This window comes from Streptomyces sp. NPDC040405, assembly GCF_055595765.1.
The window spans coordinates 359734-375516 of the sequence record NZ_JBVIVI010000005.1 but is presented as its reverse complement, the minus strand read 5'-3'; the positions used below and the strand labels follow the sequence as shown (position 1 = coordinate 375516).

General features: G+C 69.7%; 16 protein-coding genes, 2 pseudogenes and 1 riboswitch. Of the genes and pseudogenes, 8 read left to right on the top strand and 10 right to left on the bottom strand.

What is annotated here, in order from left to right:
• Nucleotides 1-28 precede the first annotated feature (28 nt).
• A complete protein-coding gene (gene pcrA / locus ACZ59A_RS22950; protein WP_470961166.1) occupies nucleotides 29-2566 on the bottom strand; it encodes a DNA helicase PcrA in 2538 nt (845 codons plus the stop codon).
• 168 nt (nucleotides 2567-2734) lie between these two features.
• Nucleotides 2735-2968, top strand: a riboswitch (cyclic di-AMP (ydaO/yuaA leader).
• A gap of 8 nt (nucleotides 2969-2976) precedes the next feature.
• Between pcrA and ACZ59A_RS22945 the strand changes: the two genes are divergently transcribed.
• The gene (locus ACZ59A_RS22945; RefSeq protein WP_470961164.1) at nucleotides 2977-4161 is read left to right on the top strand and encodes a C40 family peptidase; all 1185 of its coding nucleotides are present in this window, start codon (nucleotides 2977-2979) and stop codon (nucleotides 4159-4161) included.
• A 64-nt stretch (nucleotides 4162-4225) separates the two neighbouring features.
• On the opposite strand, the gene ACZ59A_RS22940 is transcribed toward ACZ59A_RS22945, so the two are convergent.
• Together ACZ59A_RS22940 and ACZ59A_RS22935 are read right to left on the bottom strand one after the other, a co-directional pair.
• A complete protein-coding gene (locus tag ACZ59A_RS22940; RefSeq protein ID WP_470961162.1) occupies nucleotides 4226-4942 on the bottom strand; it encodes a L,D-transpeptidase family protein in 717 nt (238 codons plus the stop codon).
• A 153-nt stretch (nucleotides 4943-5095) separates the two neighbouring features.
• Nucleotides 5096-5449, bottom strand: a complete 354-nt coding sequence (locus tag ACZ59A_RS22935) for a hypothetical protein (RefSeq protein WP_470961160.1) — start codon at nucleotides 5447-5449, stop codon at nucleotides 5096-5098.
• 229 nt (nucleotides 5450-5678) lie between these two features.
• Here ACZ59A_RS22935 and ACZ59A_RS22930 point away from each other — a divergent pair, with 229 nt between their 5' ends.
• Together ACZ59A_RS22930 and ACZ59A_RS22925 are read left to right on the top strand one after the other, a co-directional pair.
• Nucleotides 5679-6743, top strand: a complete 1065-nt coding sequence (locus ACZ59A_RS22930) for a C40 family peptidase (protein ID WP_470961799.1) — start codon at nucleotides 5679-5681, stop codon at nucleotides 6741-6743.
• A gap of 97 nt (nucleotides 6744-6840) precedes the next feature.
• Nucleotides 6841-7110 carry an ABATE domain-containing protein gene (locus tag ACZ59A_RS22925; protein WP_470961158.1) on the top strand — a complete coding sequence of 90 codons (270 nt, stop codon included), beginning with the start codon at nucleotides 6841-6843 and terminating at the stop codon, nucleotides 7108-7110.
• 85 nt (nucleotides 7111-7195) lie between these two features.
• On the opposite strand, the gene ACZ59A_RS22920 is transcribed toward ACZ59A_RS22925, so the two are convergent.
• Nucleotides 7196-8008 (bottom strand): MerR family transcriptional regulator, encoded by an 813-nt coding sequence (locus ACZ59A_RS22920; RefSeq protein ID WP_470961156.1) that lies wholly within the window; start codon nucleotides 8006-8008, stop codon nucleotides 7196-7198.
• Between the two features lie 115 nt (nucleotides 8009-8123).
• Between ACZ59A_RS22920 and ACZ59A_RS22915 the strand changes: the two genes are divergently transcribed.
• The gene (locus ACZ59A_RS22915; protein ID WP_470961154.1) at nucleotides 8124-9098 is read left to right on the top strand and encodes a redoxin family protein; all 975 of its coding nucleotides are present in this window, start codon (nucleotides 8124-8126) and stop codon (nucleotides 9096-9098) included.
• A 98-nt stretch (nucleotides 9099-9196) separates the two neighbouring features.
• Here the strand turns inward: ACZ59A_RS22915 and ACZ59A_RS22910 are convergent, their stop codons facing one another.
• A complete protein-coding gene (locus ACZ59A_RS22910; protein ID WP_470961152.1) occupies nucleotides 9197-9838 on the bottom strand; it encodes a DUF1326 domain-containing protein in 642 nt (213 codons plus the stop codon).
• Nucleotides 9839-10005: 167 nt separating this feature from the next.
• Between ACZ59A_RS22910 and ACZ59A_RS22905 the strand changes: the two are divergent.
• Nucleotides 10006-10212: pseudogene (locus ACZ59A_RS22905) on the top strand (GNAT family N-acetyltransferase); the annotation flags it as partial.
• On the opposite strand, the gene ACZ59A_RS22900 reads toward ACZ59A_RS22905, so the two are convergent.
• Nucleotides 10200-10778 carry a Uma2 family endonuclease gene (locus ACZ59A_RS22900; RefSeq protein WP_470961796.1) on the bottom strand — a complete coding sequence of 193 codons (579 nt, stop codon included), beginning with the start codon at nucleotides 10776-10778 and terminating at the stop codon, nucleotides 10200-10202. The pseudogene ACZ59A_RS22905 and the gene ACZ59A_RS22900 overlap by 13 nt on opposite strands.
• Before the next feature lie 1145 nt (nucleotides 10779-11923).
• On the bottom strand, nucleotides 11924-12484 hold the full coding sequence (locus tag ACZ59A_RS22895; protein WP_470961150.1) for a cysteine hydrolase family protein: 561 nt from the start codon (nucleotides 12482-12484) through the stop codon (nucleotides 11924-11926).
• 14 nt (nucleotides 12485-12498) lie between these two features.
• Between ACZ59A_RS22895 and ACZ59A_RS22890 the strand changes: the two are divergent.
• Nucleotides 12499-12738, top strand: a pseudogene (locus tag ACZ59A_RS22890) (GNAT family N-acetyltransferase); the annotation flags it as partial.
• Between the two features lie 172 nt (nucleotides 12739-12910).
• Nucleotides 12911-13735, top strand: coding sequence for an SAM-dependent methyltransferase (locus ACZ59A_RS22885; RefSeq protein WP_470961148.1), 825 nt, complete (start codon nucleotides 12911-12913; stop codon nucleotides 13733-13735).
• On the opposite strand, the gene ACZ59A_RS22880 is transcribed toward ACZ59A_RS22885, so the two are convergent.
• Nucleotides 13722-13916 carry a DUF397 domain-containing protein gene (locus ACZ59A_RS22880; protein WP_470961146.1) on the bottom strand — a complete coding sequence of 65 codons (195 nt, stop codon included), beginning with the start codon at nucleotides 13914-13916 and terminating at the stop codon, nucleotides 13722-13724. The genes ACZ59A_RS22885 and ACZ59A_RS22880 overlap by 14 nt on opposite strands.
• Entirely contained in the window at nucleotides 13913-14728 is an 816-nt protein-coding gene (locus tag ACZ59A_RS22875; RefSeq protein WP_470961144.1) for a helix-turn-helix domain-containing protein, read from the bottom strand. The genes ACZ59A_RS22880 and ACZ59A_RS22875 overlap by 4 nt, the downstream gene beginning before the upstream one ends.
• Nucleotides 14729-14999: 271 nt before the next feature.
• Here ACZ59A_RS22875 and ACZ59A_RS22870 point away from each other — a divergent pair, with 271 nt between their 5' ends.
• Nucleotides 15000-15146 carry an ATP-binding protein gene (locus tag ACZ59A_RS22870; protein ID WP_470961142.1) on the top strand — a complete coding sequence of 49 codons (147 nt, stop codon included), beginning with the start codon at nucleotides 15000-15002 and terminating at the stop codon, nucleotides 15144-15146.
• Here the strand turns inward: ACZ59A_RS22870 and ACZ59A_RS22865 are convergent.
• Nucleotides 15139-15777: a TetR/AcrR family transcriptional regulator gene (locus ACZ59A_RS22865; protein ID WP_470961140.1), complete on the bottom strand. Its 639-nt coding sequence runs from the start codon at nucleotides 15775-15777 to the stop codon at nucleotides 15139-15141. The genes ACZ59A_RS22870 and ACZ59A_RS22865 overlap by 8 nt on opposite strands.
• Nucleotides 15778-15783 lie beyond the last annotated feature (6 nt).

The following is a 15783-nucleotide window of genomic DNA, read 5'->3' as shown; positions in this document are numbered from 1 at the left end:
CCCCCCCTACACCGGCTCCTACACCAGCTCAGAGCTTTTCGACCGGCGCGTACCGCAGCAGCAGCCGCTTCGGCTTCTCGCCGCCGAAGTCGATCGTCGCCTCCGCGTTGTCCCCGGTGCCCTTCACCGCCACCACGGTGCCGAGCCCGAACGAGTCGTGCGTCACCCGGTCCCCGATGGCCAGGGAGACCACCGGGCGGTCCTTCGCCCGCCGCGTCGCGAAACCACTCGCACCGGACCCGGACCCGGACCGCGAGCGCGACGACGAGAACCCGGACGACAGCCCCGACCCGCTGCCCGACGTCATGGCGCCCATCGACGCCGACGGGGTCGCGGGACCGGTACGCCGCCACTGCACGTACTGGTCGGGGATCTCTTCCAGGAAGCGGGACGGCGGGTTGTACGCGGGCTGGCCCCAGGCGCTGCGCATGGTCGACCGCGACAGATACAGCCGCTCGCGGGCGCGCGTGATCCCGACGTACGCCAACCGCCGCTCCTCCTCCAGCTCCTTGGTCTGGCCGAGCGCGCGCATGTGCGGGAAGACCCCGTCCTCCATGCCGCTGAGGAAGACGACCGGGAACTCCAGCCCCTTGGCCGTGTGGAGCGTCATCAGGGTGATGACCCCCGCGCCCTCCTCGTCCTCGTCGGGAATCTGGTCGGAGTCGGCGACGAGCGCGACCTGCTCCAGGAAGTCCGCGAGCGTGCCGGGGTTCTCCTCGCCCCGGTCCTGCTCGAACTCCAGCGCCACGGAGGCCAGCTCCTGGAGGTTCTCGATGCGGGTCTCGTCCTGCGGATCGGTGGACGCCTGCAGCTCCGCCAGATAGCCGGTGCGCTCCAGCACGGCTTCCAGGACGGTCGCCGGGCCCGCGCCCGACTCCACGACGGTCCGCAGCTCCTCCATGAGGGTGTTGAACCGCTTGACCGCGTTCGCCGAGCGGGCCGCCATGCCGTACGCCTCGTCGACGCGGCGCAGCGCCTGCGGGAAGGTGATCTTCTCGCGCGACGCGAGGGCGTCGATCATCGCCTCGGCGCGGTCGCCGATGCCGCGCTTGGGCACGTTCATGATGCGGCGCAGCGGTACGGCGTCCTCGGGGTTGGCCAGCACGCGCAGATACGCGAGGACGTCGCGGACCTCCTTGCGCTCGTAGAAGCGGACCCCGCCGACGACCTTGTACGGCAGCCCGACCCGGATGAAGATTTCCTCGAAGACACGGGACTGGGCGTTGGTGCGGTAGAAGACCGCGACGTCCCCGGCGCGGGCGTCCCCCGCGTCCGTCAGCCGGTCGATCTCGTCGGCGACGAACTGGGCCTCGTCGTGCTCGGTGTCCGCGACGTACCCGGTGATGGTGGCGCCGGTGCCCGCCTCGGTCCACAGGTTCTTCGGGCGGCGGTTCTCGTTGCGCTCGATGACGGCGTTGGCCGCGCTCAGGATGGTCTGCGTGGAGCGGTAGTTCTGCTCCAGCATGATCGTCCGCGCGTCCGGATAGTCCTCCTCGAACTGGAGGATGTTACGGATCGTGGCGCCCCGGAACGCGTAGATCGACTGGTCGGCGTCGCCCACGACGCACAGCTCCCCGGGCTCCTCCCCGGCCGCGTCCGGGCCCGTGTCCGTACCTGTGTCCTTGCCCGCGCCCGTGTCCTTGCCCGTGCCCACCAGCTCGCGCACCAGCGTGTACTGAGCGTGGTTGGTGTCCTGGTACTCGTCGACCAGGACGTGCCGGAAGCGGCGGCGGTAGTGCTCGGCGACGTCCGGGAACGCCTGGAGCAGATTGACCGTGGTCATGATGATGTCGTCGAAGTCGAAGGCGTTGGCCTCGCGCAGCCTCGACTGATACATCACGTACGCCTCGGCGAGCGTCTTCTCGAAACCGTCCGCCGCCTGACCGGCGAAGGTCTCCTCGTCGATCAGCTCGTTCTTCAGGTTGGAGATCTTGGCGCTGAACGACTTCGGCGGGAACTTCTTCGGGTCGAGATCGAGATCCCGGCACACCAGCGCCATCAGCCGCTTCGAGTCGGCGGCGTCGTAGATCGAGAACGATGAGGTGAAGCCCAGCTTCTTCGACTCGCGGCGCAGGATGCGGATGCAGGCGCTGTGGAAGGTCAATACCCACATGGCGTTCGCCCGTGGCCCGACCAGCTCCTCGACCCGCTCCTTCATCTCGCCCGCCGCCTTGTTGGTGAAGGTGATGGCGAGGATCTGGCCGGGGTGCACATGGCGGGCGCCGAGCAGATACGCGATGCGGTGGGTGAGCACCCGGGTCTTGCCGGACCCGGCCCCCGCGACGATCAGCAGCGGCGAGCCCGTGTGCTCCACGGCGGCCCGCTGCTGCTCGTTCAGCCCCTCCAGCAGCGCCGCCGGGTCGAGGGCGGGGCGGGGCGCGCCGTCCCGGTAGTACGCCTCTCTGGGGCCGCTCGGCACCGGCGCGTCGAACGCGCCCGTGAAGAGGTGGTGCGGCACCTCCTCGGCGTCGGCGGGGCCCGGGTGTGCGGAATCCTCGGGCGGCGGGGGCTCCTCGCCCGGAGGCCCGAGATTCGCCAGGAAGCTGTCGTCAAAGAGGCTGCTCATCGCTCACCGAGTTTAGGCGGCCCTACCGACAGCCTACGCATGGACCGCACATGGATGTCACGAAACGGTTTCGGGCAAAACGACCACCAGCCTTCACAGGAGCACCACGAGTTGGCTACCGTCCTCCCTCAGGCAGCCCGTGCACCCGTCGGCGAACCGCGTCGGCCCGGGCAGCCTCCGCCGAGTCCGGCCACGTCGCAAGGCGCCCGGAGCCGGGGACCCGCCCTCCTGACCCCCTTCGGGGAGGAGGGGCCCAATCAACCCCGGGGTGAATCGGCCCGAGCTGCGATACGACACGTACGGCAGGTACGACGTGGCGTCCCGCCCGCGCACGGCCGTAGGGCAACCTTCCGTACCGCCCGAACCCGACAGCTAACCCGGTAGGCGGTCCACGGAAGGAGTCGCCTCCCTTGGCGTCGCACCGCAAGCCGCGGACCCGAATACCCACCGCCGCGTCCTCCACCGGGCGCCGTACGGCCGTCGGGTTCACCACCGCCGCCCTCGCCTCCGTCACCCTCCTTTCCCAGACCGCGAACGCCGCCCCGGGCGATCCGAAGCCCGGCACGACGCAGTCGATCGAGGCGGTCAAGGAGAAGGTGGACACCCTCTACCACCAGGCGGAATCCGCCACCCAGCACTACAACGCCGCCAAGGAGCGCTCCGAGAAGCAGCGCACCAAGGTCAACCGGCTGCTGGACGACGTCGCCGAGAACACGGAGAAGCTCAACGAGGCCCGCCGCACGCTCGGCACCTACGCCGCGGCCCAGTACCGCAACGGCGGGGTGACCTCGAGCGCCGCGAGCCTGCTGTTCTCCAACGACCCGCAGGACCTGTTCGACCAGTCCCATCTGATGAACCGGATGGCCGGGTCGCAGAAGAAGGCCGTCGACGACTTCCAGACGCAGGCGGCGAAGGCCGCCAAGGAGCGCGGCGAGGCCGCCAGGAGCCTGGAGTCGCTGAACGAGACCCAGCGAGAGCTGAAGACCAAGAAGAAGTCCGTCCAGGACAAGCTCGCGCAGGCCCGCCGACTGCTGGCGAATCTGACCGCCAAGGAGAAGGCGCGACTGGCGGCGATCGAGAAGAAGAAGGCCGAGGAGGCGCGGCGCAAGGCGGCCGAACTGGCCGAGAAGCAGCGGGAGGCCGCGGCCAAGCAGAAGGAGCAGGCGCAGGAGCAGCAGTCGAGCGGCGGTTCCTCTTCCGGTTCCGGTTCCAGCACCGGCACCGGCTCGTCCACCTCCACGAGCGGCACCAAGGCGGCCAAGGCGATCGACTTCGCGGAGTCCCAGCTCGGCAAGCCGTACGTCTGGGGCGCGACCGGCCCCAACTCCTATGACTGCTCAGGGCTCACCCAGGCCGCCTGGAAGGCCGCCGGTGTCTCGCTGCCGCGCACCACGTGGGACCAAGTGAAGGCCGGTACGCGCGTCTCGACCTCCGACCTCAAACCCGGTGACCTCGTCTTCTTCTACGACGACATCAGCCACGTCGGGCTCTACATCGGCGACGGGATGATGATCCACGCGCCGAAGCCGGGCGATGTGGTGAAGAAGGCACCGATCACCGAGATGCCGATCTACGGAAGCGTGCGGCCCGCGTAGCCGCCACGGAGCGATGCGGCTGCCCGTCCATGCCGGCGGGCAGCCGCTGCTCACACCAGCCGGATCACGTGCCCGGCTTACGCCCGTACACGTACACGTCGTCGCCGTTCCGCAACAGGCTCCAGTACTTCTTCGCGTCACCGGACCGCATGTTGACGCAGCCGTGGGAGCCGGGCGGCGACCATACGCTGCCCGCGATGGAGTGGAACGCCTGGCCGCCGTCGAAGAACTGGCTGTAGGGCATGGCCACGTCGTAGATCGTCGACCAGTGGTTCTTGTCCCGCCAGTAGATCTTTTTCAGCCCGGTGCGGGTCTCGTACTTGTCCCGCCCGGAACGCACCGGCACCGGACCGAACACCAGCCGCGAACCGTCCTGCACCCAGCTGAGCTGCCGGGTGAGGTCGACGCAGGCGATGCGGCCCTTGTTGGTGGGGCACTTACGCGCCGCGTTGGGGTTGTGCCCCGCCGCCCGCTGCGCGTTGATCAGCTTCATGACGCCCCAGGTGACGGGGCCCGCGTAGCCGATGGTCGGGCTGATGCCGTGGTTGATCTGGAAACTCCGCGTCGCGCGGCAGTCCCCCGAGGACTGCCGGCCGTCGACGGGACGGCCGAGGAACTTCTCGACCTGCTTCTGATACGGACCGGTGGTCGCCGTACACGACGTCGCCGCCTGCGCCGGTGCCGCACCGAGTGCGACGGTCAGCGGCACCACCATGCCCGCCATGCCCAACGCGACCGCCGTGCGGCGCCGCCATGCCGCGAATCTTCGCTCTGCCCCCATTGCGCGCTCCCTCCGGGCTTGCCCTTGACGGGTAAGACAGTCGAAGGGTGCGTCGGGTTGCGCTTACAGGTGCGATTTCCCCCATTCCGCCCCTTCGCGCCCCCGGGTTGGCCCACCGGAAGGGGGCGGAGCAGGTCAGGGGAGTCAGGAGAATCAGGTCCAGAGGACGGCGATGAAGATGTTCACCGTCGTCAGCGCGCCGACCGCGCCGAACACCGCGGGCTCCACCTTCTCCTCGTCCCGCTTCACATACACCAGGCCCAGGATCACGATCAGCAGCGCCAGCTTGATGCCGATCTTGACCGTGTTGACGGTCTGATCGTCCGCCTGGTTCAGCCCGACCAGTACGGCACCCGTGACCAGCATGGTCAGGGCGCCGTGCAGCATCCCCGGAGTCATCCGCGCGCCGCCCCCGCGTACCGCCGTGAGCTGGGAGAGGAAGCCCCCCAGCAGCGCGGCGATGCCGACGATGTGCAGGCCGACGAACACATTGATGAGTACGTCCATGGCATCGGAGACTAGCGCCGCTCATATCACCGCCAGTCACCCGGGTGCACCCCGATCGGCACATCGGTCACAGCCGCCCCGATCCCGCCCTCCCCACGCCATCCCCGTGATCAGCAGACGGCACCGTGAGGACGAATCCGTCCACCTCCGTTCATGTCAGCACACCGTGCCGCGGACCGGCCTAGTTTCCCCTCCAGGAAGCACACCCCTGTCCCCGCACGAAAGGTGTATCGCCGCAGTGGCGCCGCAGCCCCCCACGAAGCCGAAGCAGCGGCACCGCCCGTCGCTCACCGGCACCACCGTCCGCACCGCCGTGACCCTCGCCCTCGCGGGCGCCGCCTCCGCGGCCGCCCTCCCGGGCATCGGGCACGCCGAGCCCCGACTGACGTCCGCCCAGGTGAAGGCGAAGGTCGACGCGTATCAGCGGGAGGCGGAGGAGGCCACCGAGAAGTACGACGGCGCCCGGGCCGCGGCCGAGCGGGCGCAGCGGTCGCTCCACCGGTTACGCGACGAGGCGGGCCGCCGCACCGCCCGCCTCAACACCGCGCGCAACGCCCTCGGCGCCTTCGCCACCGCCCAGTACCGTTCCGGCACCGTCGCCCCCACCCTTCAGCTGGCCCTCTCCGCCTCCCCCGGCCAGTACCTCCAGCGCGCCTCGCTCGCCGACCGCGCGGGCGACCGCCAGGCGGTGACCATCGCGAGCATCACCCGCGAGGAGCGGTCGCTGCGCCGGGTCCGGGGCGAGGCCGCCGACCGGCTCCGTACGCTGCGCGCCGCCCAGGCGGCCACGGCCCGCCACAAGCACGCGATCCAGGAGAAGCTGGCCGCGGCCGACGCGCTGCTGGCCAAGCTGACCCGCGAGCAGCGCGACCGCCTCCGCGCCGCCCAGGACGCCCACACCGCGGCAAAGCCCCGGCACCACTCCCCCGCCCCCGCCGGGATGGGTGGCCGGGCGGCCCGCGCCATCTCCTTCGCGCACGGGGCGATCGGCAAGCCGTACGTCTGGGGCGCGACCGGGCCGTACGGCTACGACTGCTCGGGGCTGACCCAGGCCGCCTGGCGCGCCGCCGGGGTGTCCCTGCCGCGTACCACCTACACCCAGATCAACGCGGGCCGCCGCATCTCGCGCGGCGAACTGGCCCCCGGTGACCTGGTCTTCTTCTACTCCGGCGTCAGCCATGTCGGCCTCTACATCGGCAATGGCCTCATGATCCACGCCCCGCGCCCCGGCGCCCCGGTCCGGGTGGCCCCGATCGACCAGATGCCCTTCGTGGGCGCGGCCCGCCCCGCCTGAGCCCCGCCTGAGCGCGAAATCGGTCACCGGGCCGAGCAGGGCGCCGAGGCGTTCGACCGCGTCCCCCTGGTCGGCGGCGAGGGCGTAGCCGATCCACATGCCGACGTCGTTCCGCTTCGTCGCCACGCACAGCGAACTGCGCGAGGCCATCCACCGGGCCGGGACCGCCATCGCCGCCGACGACGTGCCGGACCCGGCCGACGAGGACCTGCTCAACCGCTGGACCGCGCGTCACCGGGCCCGGCTCGTCCTCACCGGAGGGCGGGCGCGGTGGCGGCTCCCGGACGCCGACCCCGCCCGCGCGGCACTCGCCGTCGTCGCCGTGGACGCCGTGCGACGCTCGGCGCGCACCACGAAGACGGCGTGATCAAGCGCTGCGAGCAGCGCACCTGCGGCGGGCTCCTCCTGGACACCAGCCAAGAGCCACCAAGCGGCACGGGAGGAAGCCGCGCTCACACAGCGGTGATCGGCTCCTGGAGTTCCGTCACCCACTCGTCCTGGTTCTCCGGGCACTCCAGGTAGATCTCCCGGGGGTATCCGGCCGACCGGTAGCCGTTGGCCTCGATCCAGCGGCCCAGGGTCTGGATGGTCGGCAGGACCGTCTCCATCGACCCCCGGTGGACGATCGTCGCCGCCTGCTCGACCGGCGGCAGGTCCACGACCCGCAGCCCGTCGTCCTCCCGCACCGGGGCGGCGACCTCGATCCCGGCGTGGATGAGGACCCCGCCCTCCGGCGCGTCCTCGTAGTAGGCGACCCCGGGCCCGGTCGGCGTGATCCCGGCCGCCGCCAGACGCGGCAGCAGTTCCCCGTACAGCGGCTGGATGACCGGTCCGATGGCGTCGAATCCGGTCGCCACACCGGTCAACTCGGCGACGCGCACGCCCGGCAGGCTCTTCACCGCGACTTCGTTGGACGACATCTGTCCCTCGCTCTCGATGGACCGGAGCCTCGCCTCGACCCGTACCAGCCGGGCCGCCGCGGCCGTCATCTCGGCCTCCAGGTCGGCCCGCCGCACCCGCAGCATCGTCCGCAGTTCCTCGGTGGTGACCTTCTCCTCCAGGATCTCCCGCACCTGCTGAAGGGTGAAGCCGAGGTCTTTGAGGGCGATGATGCGGTTGAGCCGGGCGAGCTGGGCGGCGGTGTAGTACCGGTAGCCGCTCGCGGGGTCGACGCGGGCGGGACGCAGCAGTCCGGTCGCGTCGTAGTGACGCAGCATCCGGATCGACACCCGCCCGTGCCGGGCGAAATCTCCGATGGTGAACATGATGTCTCTCAGTCCACGGCCTCACACGGTGTCACGGTCAAGCACCCATGACCGGCTCGATGGGGCTTGACCTTACCCTCGGGGGCAAGGTTTAGCGTTCATCGAGGTGAGAGACATGCGGATCGGTGAGCTGGCCCGCCGGGCGGGTGTGACGACCAAAGCAGTGCGCTACTACGAGTCGCTGGGGCTGCTGACGCCCGGACGGCTGGCCAACGGCTACCGGGACTACGGCGAGCACGACGTACGGCTCGCGCGGGAGATCCGGGCCCTCAGCGGCCTCGGGATTCCCATGGAGCGCACCCGGCCGTTCCTCGACTGCCTGGCGGTCGGTCATCAGCACGCCGACGACTGCCCGGCCTCGCTGGCCGAGTACCGGCAGGCGATCGACGAGCTGACGCAGCGCATCGCGGGGCTCACGGCCCGCCGTACGGCGCTGATCGGGCACCTCCAGGAGGCCGCCCACCGCAACAGTCGTGTCTCACCGCCCGAAGCGCCCGGAGCGCCCGACGGAGGAGCGAACCCGATGAACGACTACCTACGGCTGCCCGCCGACCTTCCCGTCCCCGAGGACGACGGCGCGGCCGCCCACCTGCCCGGCACGACCGCACCGCCCCTGGAACTGCGCAGTACCGGGGACACGACGGTCCGGCTCGACCGGCTGGGCGCGGGCCGGACGGTGCTCTACGTCTACCCGCTCACCGGCCGCCCGGGCACCGACCTGCCCGAAGGCTGGGACACGATCCCCGGCGCCCGTGGCTGCACCCCCGAGACCTGCGGTTTCCGTGACCACTACCAGGAGCTGCTGGACGCGGGCGCGGTCCGGGTGTTCGGCCTGTCCAGCCAGGACACCGACTATCAGCGCGAGGTCGTCGAACGCCTCCACCTGCCGTTCGACATGCTCTCCGACCCGACACGAAGCCTGGCCCAGGCGCTCCGTCTCCCCACGTTCGAGGTGAGCGGGCTGACCCTCTACAAACGCCTGACGCTGATCATCCGCGACGGCATGATCGAGCACGTCTTCTACCCGGTCTTCCCGCCGAACGAGCATGCCGACCAGGTGCTGGCCTGGCTGCGCGCCACCCCTCGCTAGGCCCGTGCGCACCCTGCGGGAGCAGCCGACCCCTGGCCGCACACAAGGCGGCCAGGGGTCGGAGAGCGCACTGAGGGTGCGTCAGGCAGTGCGGGCCGTCATGCGTCCGGCCGCCAGTCGAACGGGAAGTGCTTACTGGATCCGCCACGGTACTCGCGGGAGAAGTCGAAGCCTTCGGCGTGGTCCGCACTCACCACGCCCCATGTCGCGACCTGGCCGGGCCCCACCTCGGCCCCGGGAGCGTTGATCAACTGCACCCGGCGCTTGGGGTCGGAGGTCGGGCCGGTCAGCGCCGTGGCACCCACGCTCACCTTGTCGGGCACGGTCGCCCGCCAGTACGCGAGATCCGGCGCGGCATCGAAGTGAATCGGGGCGTATTGCACGCTGCGCACATCGCTGATCAGTGAACCGAAGGTGCCTGGCCACCCCCCGGCGTTGCCGCGGAAGATCTCCTCCAGCGCGTCCCGCTGTGCGGGCGTCCCCTTCGCGTCGATGTAGAACATCGCCGTCATCGTGGCGTCAGGGTCATCAACCCACATGTTCCCGGCGAACTCGCCAAGCGCCACGACACCCAGGCCGTCCAGGCGCAGATCCCCGAAGTGCCCTTCATGGATCTGCCATACGAGCGTGAACAGGCAAGCGCCGTTCGTCGGAGCCTGCGCGAAGGTGCAAGGGCAGGGCATCGAGCAGCTGCACACGTCGAACCACTCGCCCTTGAGGTGCCAGTTCGTCTCGTTCATCACTGTTCCCCTCCCTCATATACCCCGGTGGGGTATTCATCTGACGAGAGGTTAACCCGATGCAGACGGTCACGGCAAGTACCCCCGGGGGGTATATCACTCGCCTCGGAACCTGTAGCGATGCCGGTGAGGTTTCCCCTCTTCGCGGTCGGAGACAGCGAAGAGGCGTCGTCATGGGCCAGGCGACCTTCGCCTGGCTCTGCGACGTGTACGTATCACCCGCGCACCGCGGCAAGGGGTCGGGCACCTGGCTGGCCGCCGCGGTCCGTGACCACCTCGCGCCCTACAACCTCAAGCGGGTGCTGCTGTCCACGCTCGACGCCCACGAGGTCTACGGACGTTACACGGGCTCACACGGTGCTCATGAGGCGTAGTCCTTGAGTTCTTCCGCCTCCAAGGTGATCCCGACCGGGTCGGGAATCTTGATCACCGCACCGTATGGGCGCGTCGTCAGGCTGCGGTACTTCCCGTCCTCCGGTTCGCAGTGCACGGTGACCGTGCAGTCGTCCCGGTCGATCAGGAGGTACACCGGGATGCCTGCGGCCGCATAGCCGTCACGCTTGTCGAGGCGGTCGCGCTGGTCCGTGTCCGCGTCGTTCGAGGTGACCTCGACGGCCATCAGGACGCCCTCGGTGTCCGACCACTCGCCATGACCCCCGAAGTGCTTGCGAGGCGCCAGCGTGCCGTCCGGACGCACACGGCCCTTGCGGTAGCCCTCCGTCTTCAGCCCCCGCTCCCGGTACAGCCACAAGTCCGGACGCTGCTGCATGCACTTCTCGACGAGCCACATGACGATGTCGTCGTGATCCCCGTCCGGCACGGGCTTGACCTCTAGCTTTCCACCGATGAATTCAAGCGTGACGGTTTCCGGCGCTGTGCGGGCGAGCTGCTCGAACTCCTCGATGCTCATCTGCGGCCGGTCGGTCGTGCCAGGGGTCATGGATTCGCCTCCTCGCACCCATGGTGCCCCGGCATCCGGTGGCGCGTCCTGCAAGGTCATGCGCTCACCCCTTCGCGTCGCGGGCGGCGGCTCGCAGCCGCTCGTCCAGTCGTGGACGTCGATACCGCTCGGCGGCAGCGGCTCCACCTCGCCCCGGCAGGGGCGGCAGAGGCCGCCGGGGAGAGCGGCGGGTGGGCCGGGGCGGCCGCAGTCGGTGCACTCCAGCAGGCGGCTGATGGTGACCTCCGACCGGGGCTTCGGTACGGGTCGCGGTACGGGCTCCGGCGGCAGCTTGGCCTCCAGCCGGGTACGGGCCAGCGCCGCTGGACTGTGCACCGGCACAGGCAGCCCGGACGTCAGCGCCTGGACCAGGCGGGCGGGGTCGGCGTCACGCGCCAGCCAGAGCGCGGCGAGGGGTTCGAGGCGGGCGCAGTCGGCCGCCGAGAGGGTCATCCGGGGGTCCGCACGCCCCAGGGACGCCAGGGCGTCGTACCCAGGGGTTCTGGTGGGAGCGGCGGCCGTGCGCACGGTGGCGGGGCTGGGCTCCGGCGCGGCGTCGCCGCGTACGAACGCCTCCCACCACTCCTCCCCGCGCGCCGTCCGCGAGAAGAACGTACGGGTCACCCAGCGCGCCCCGTCTTCCGTGATGTGGTGCTCGCGGATACGCCGCAGATGACCGGCCTCCGACAGCCGCCGCAGGGCGGTGGCGCAGGCCATCTGGCCGTAGTCGGGGAGGCACTTGGCGAGCGTCTTGGCGTCAATCGCGGCACCGTCCGGCAACCGGTCGATGTACGCGGCGATGGCCGCCTCACGCTTGGGCAGATGTGCGAAGTCGTCGGCGCGACGAGGGGATTGGCTGGGTGCGCTCCGCTTGCCGTAGCCGGGGTTGGCCTGGGGGTGTGCGGAGGTGTGCGGGGCAGCGATACAGTCGGCTGAAGCCATGGGATCGAGTTGCTTTCGATCTTGTAGGTCAGGCCCCGGATTGGTGTTGGCGCACCGCCGGGGCCGTTTGCTTGTCGCCGCGAACGCTAGACCGATACCACCGTGCGTCGCAAACCGGTCACATTATGTGCACGGGGAGGGTGGGTGGGTTATCCAACCCACCCGTTCCTCAGAAAGAGCGCTCAGGTCTCGGCGCCCGAAGCTCAGCGCGCCACGGTCCGACACCAGGCGTCGACGGTCGTGACGTCCGCCAGGCGCGGGAAGAGTTTCTCCAGCAGGAATCGATGCACGTCCGAGTCGGGGTCTAGGCAGCCGTCCGCCAGGACAGTGAGGCCGAAGTCCAGGTCGGCGGCTTGGCACAGCGTGGTGAGCACGACGGCACCGGTGGCGATGCCGGTGAGTACGAGGCTGTCGATGCCCCGGGCCCTGAGCACCAGGTCGAGGTCGCTGCCGGAGAAGGCGCTGGCACGCCTCTTAACGACCACGATGTCGCCCGGCCGGGGCGCGACGTCGGGGTGGATCTCCGTGCCGGGGTCTCCCTCGATGAACAGGCCGTCCCGCACGAGGTCGTTCAGCACCTTGTTGCGGGTGCCGACGTCCGGGGCGCCGGGGCGCAGGGCGATGACGACGTAGATCACGGGGATGCCGGCCGACCGGGCCGCGTCGGCGGCGCGGGCCAGCCGTGCGAGGTACGCGGCGTCGGCCTCGGCGATGTCGACGATGGACTGTTGGACGTCCATCAACAGAAGGGCGCTCTTCGCCATGCCGTCCGTCCTTCCTTACCGACCAGGCGACGTTCGCCTGGCTCTGCGATGTGTACGTAGCGCCCGCGCACCGCGGCAAGGGGTTGGGCACCTGGCTGGCCGCCGCGGTCCGTGACCACCTCGCGCCCTACAACCTCAAGCGGGTGCTGCTGTCCACGCTCGACGCCCATGACGTCTACGCCAAGGCCGGTTTCGTCCCCTTCCCCGACCCCGGCAACCTGATGATCCTCGACTCCAGCACGTCGATCACGTAGTGCCCACAAGAAGCAGGCGCGGGTTGTGCCCGCGCACCGTTCCTTAGATAAATGCACACAGGTCTCGGCGCCCGAAGCTCGGCGCCGCCTACGATGACTGGTGACCGCAACTGGTTAGCTGATTGCCGCAGATTGACGATCGGGGCGCTTGAAGATGTCAGGAACAGACTGGATGTCATCGAAGTCGCAGTTCGCCCAGCGGCCGGTCGATCTCCGTACGGACATCCCGCACTCCGCTCGCGTCTACGACTACCTCATGGGCGGCAAGACCAACTACCCGCCGGACCGCGCCGCAGGCGACGCCTCGGCGCGGGCCTGGCCCTGCCTGCCGATCTCGATGAAGCAGGCGCGCCACTTCATGCACCGGTCGGTCCGCCATCTGGTGCGGGAGCACGGCATACGCCAGTTCCTGGACATCGGCACCGGCATCCCGACTTCCCCGAACCTCCATGAGGTCGTGCAGGAGACCGCCCCCGAGTCCCGGGTCGTGTACGTCGACAACGACCCCATCGTCCTCACCCACGCCCGGCACCTGATGACGAGTACGCCGGAGGGACGGACCGAGTACATCGACGCGGACATCCGCGACCTCGACTCCATCCTCGGCGCGGACGCCCTGCACGGCACGCTGGACCTGAAGCAGCCGGTCGCGCTGTCGCTGATCTCGATCGTCCACTTCGTCATGGACGACGACGATCCACAGGGCCTGGTACGGCGGTTGATGGCCGAGCTGGCGCCCGGCAGCGCGCTGGCCATCACCGTCTTCACCGGCGACACGGCCCCGGAGGAGGTCGCGGGGGTCGGCCGCGAGTACAACGAGCGCGGTATCCCCCTCCAGATCAGGGACAAGGCCGAGGCCGAGCGCTTCTTCGACGGCCTGGATCTGATCGACCCCGGTGTGACCCTGCTCCACCACTGGCGCCCGGACGCGGCCACGGAGGGGGTCCGGGACGAGGAAGTCGCGATGTACGGAGGCGTGGCGCTTAAGCGGGGCTGACGGCGGTGGTGGCGAAGGCTATGAACTCCGCCCAGGCGCCCGGGGCGAGGGCCAGCTGCGGTCCGGAGTTGAGCTTCGAGTCCCGGACGTGGACCGTGTGCGGGCAGGTGGCGACCTCTACGCAATTGCCGCCCTCACTGTTGCTGTAGCTGGACTTGAACCATGCCAGCTCGTCGCTCATTGCTCCTCCGCCAACCTTCTGATGAAGTTCGCTGACTCCTCGGGGCTGAAGGCCTGCCGGAGGATCATGGCATGGCGCTGGTTGATGATGCTGACCTTCGGCGGGTCGGCGTACAGCACCCCCGTGGTCTGCCCTTCCTCGTACACGAGGTGCTCGTGGTCGGGCGTCTCCAGCAGCACGAAGGGGCCCAGCAGTCCCGGGTGTGTCCCCCCGAAGGGCACGACCTGGATCGTCACATTGCGCCGCTTGCCCACCTCCAGCAAGTGGTGCAGCTGCCGTACATGCATGTCCTTGTCGCCGATCGGGAAGCGCAGGGCGGCCTCCCCGATCAGGAAGTTGAACGCCCTGGTCTGCTTGTCCAGCAGAGCCTGCCGTTCCAGCCGGGCCGCGACCCGTGCATCGATCGTTTCGTCATCCAGCGGCGGACAGTGGTCGCCAATCAGAGCCTCGGCGTACTCCTTCGTCTGAAGCAGTCCCGGGATGACCAGTGCTTCGAAGCCGTTGAGGACGACCGCCTCGCCCTCGTACCGGATGAAGTCTTCCGAATACGACGCGAACTTATCCGGCTTCAGGTACTCCTGACCTGCCAGCAACAGCCCGTGCGCGCCGAACATCTGATCCGCGACCTGGAGCAGCCGTAGCGCGGGCTTGCGGCGCCCCTGCTCCATGGACTTGACCGTCTCGTACTCGTAATTGGCCTCTTTGCCCAGCGCCTCGCGGCTGATCCCGGCCTGCATGCGCCACAGCTTGATCTGGTTTCCGCAGTACCGCCAGGACATCGGCGACTGCGAACCACCCTCCGTCACGCTCATCGCGCCCTCTCTCCCATGAGGCACTTGCGGTACGCATACGCTGCGTACCGACGTCGTTACTGCGGGACAGTACGCCTGACCAGCAGCATTCCGGTCATGAATGCACCAACTCCCCCACTTCCGATGGACATCGAGTGGCGACTTCCCCGCCACCCCCGCAGCGCGGGCCGGGCGCGGGCGCTGCTGCGTGAGCAGGCTCGTACGTGGCAGGCCCCGGAGACCCAGACCGACGTCGCCGTGCTGCACCGAGATATCGGACGCGAGCGAGGTAATGCCTCAGCCGCGCCAGGCGACGGCGGAGGACGAGTCGGGGCGGGGGCTGGAGCTGATCGCGGCGCTCGCGGACGCGTGGGACGCGCATCCGCGGGCGTGCGGCATCGGCAAGACGGTGTGGTTCGAGCTGAAGGTGACTACGTAAGCCCTGCGAGGCCGCCGCCCAGCAGACCGAAGGCGTGCTCGGCGTCGCGTACGGCGCCCTCGTAGCGCCCGTCGGCGGGCTCGCCGCCCGCCAGGCGCTGGAAGTTGTCCGCCGACAGCGCCCACTGGACGGAGATGATCTGGACGGCGGCCACGCGGGCGGTGAGGTCCGACGCGTCGGTGGTGTCGCGCAGGGCCTCGGCGAGGGCGCGTTCGCCGCCCGCCTTGAAGCGCTGCATGCGGTCGATCAGGGCCGGGGTGCCGTAGATCAGCTGGGTGAGGGCCAGGACGGCGGGGTGGTCGCTCATCCCGGTGATCGGGTCGCGGCGGCGCAGGCCGTCGAGGAAGTGGTCGCGCAGGGCGGCCAGCGGGGCGGTGTGCGCAGGGCGGGCGCGTACGACCCGGGCGGCTTCGGCCTCGTGGTCGGCCATGCGGTGCACGACCAGGTCTTCCTTGGTCGGGAAGTACGCGAAGAGCGTGCGCTTGGAGACCTCGGCGGTCTCGGCGATCTGGGCGACGGAGACCTGCGCGAAGCCGTGTTCGAGGAAGAGGGCGATGGCGGCGTCGGAGATCGCCGTACGGGTCCGCTGCTTCTTGCGTTCGCGCAGGCCGGGTTGACTCTCGGTCGTCACGATGCC

Coding starts and splice junctions, on each gene's coding strand:
- ACZ59A_RS22900 (WP_470961796.1), bottom strand. CDS start 10,778: ATGACCCCTGGCACGACCGACCGGCCGCAGATGAGCATCGAGGAGTTC.
- ACZ59A_RS22935 (WP_470961160.1), bottom strand. CDS start 5,449: ATGGACGTACTCATCAATGTGTTCGTCGGCCTGCACATCGTCGGCATC.
- pcrA (WP_470961166.1), bottom strand. CDS start 2,566: ATGAGCAGCCTCTTTGACGACAGCTTCCTGGCGAATCTCGGGCCTCCG.
- ACZ59A_RS22920 (WP_470961156.1), bottom strand. CDS start 8,008: ATGTTCACCATCGGAGATTTCGCCCGGCACGGGCGGGTGTCGATCCGG.
- ACZ59A_RS22875 (WP_470961144.1), bottom strand. CDS start 14,728: ATGAGCGTGACGGAGGGTGGTTCGCAGTCGCCGATGTCCTGGCGGTAC.
- ACZ59A_RS22870 (WP_470961142.1), top strand. CDS start 15,000: ATGCCTCAGCCGCGCCAGGCGACGGCGGAGGACGAGTCGGGGCGGGGG.
- ACZ59A_RS22885 (WP_470961148.1), top strand. CDS start 12,911: ATGTCATCGAAGTCGCAGTTCGCCCAGCGGCCGGTCGATCTCCGTACG.
- ACZ59A_RS22895 (WP_470961150.1), bottom strand. CDS start 12,484: ATGGCGAAGAGCGCCCTTCTGTTGATGGACGTCCAACAGTCCATCGTC.
- ACZ59A_RS22925 (WP_470961158.1), top strand. CDS start 6,841: ATGCCGACGTCGTTCCGCTTCGTCGCCACGCACAGCGAACTGCGCGAG.
- ACZ59A_RS22880 (WP_470961146.1), bottom strand. CDS start 13,916: ATGAGCGACGAGCTGGCATGGTTCAAGTCCAGCTACAGCAACAGTGAG.
- ACZ59A_RS22910 (WP_470961152.1), bottom strand. CDS start 9,838: ATGAACGAGACGAACTGGCACCTCAAGGGCGAGTGGTTCGACGTGTGC.
- ACZ59A_RS22940 (WP_470961162.1), bottom strand. CDS start 4,942: ATGGGGGCAGAGCGAAGATTCGCGGCATGGCGGCGCCGCACGGCGGTC.
- ACZ59A_RS22915 (WP_470961154.1), top strand. CDS start 8,124: ATGCGGATCGGTGAGCTGGCCCGCCGGGCGGGTGTGACGACCAAAGCA.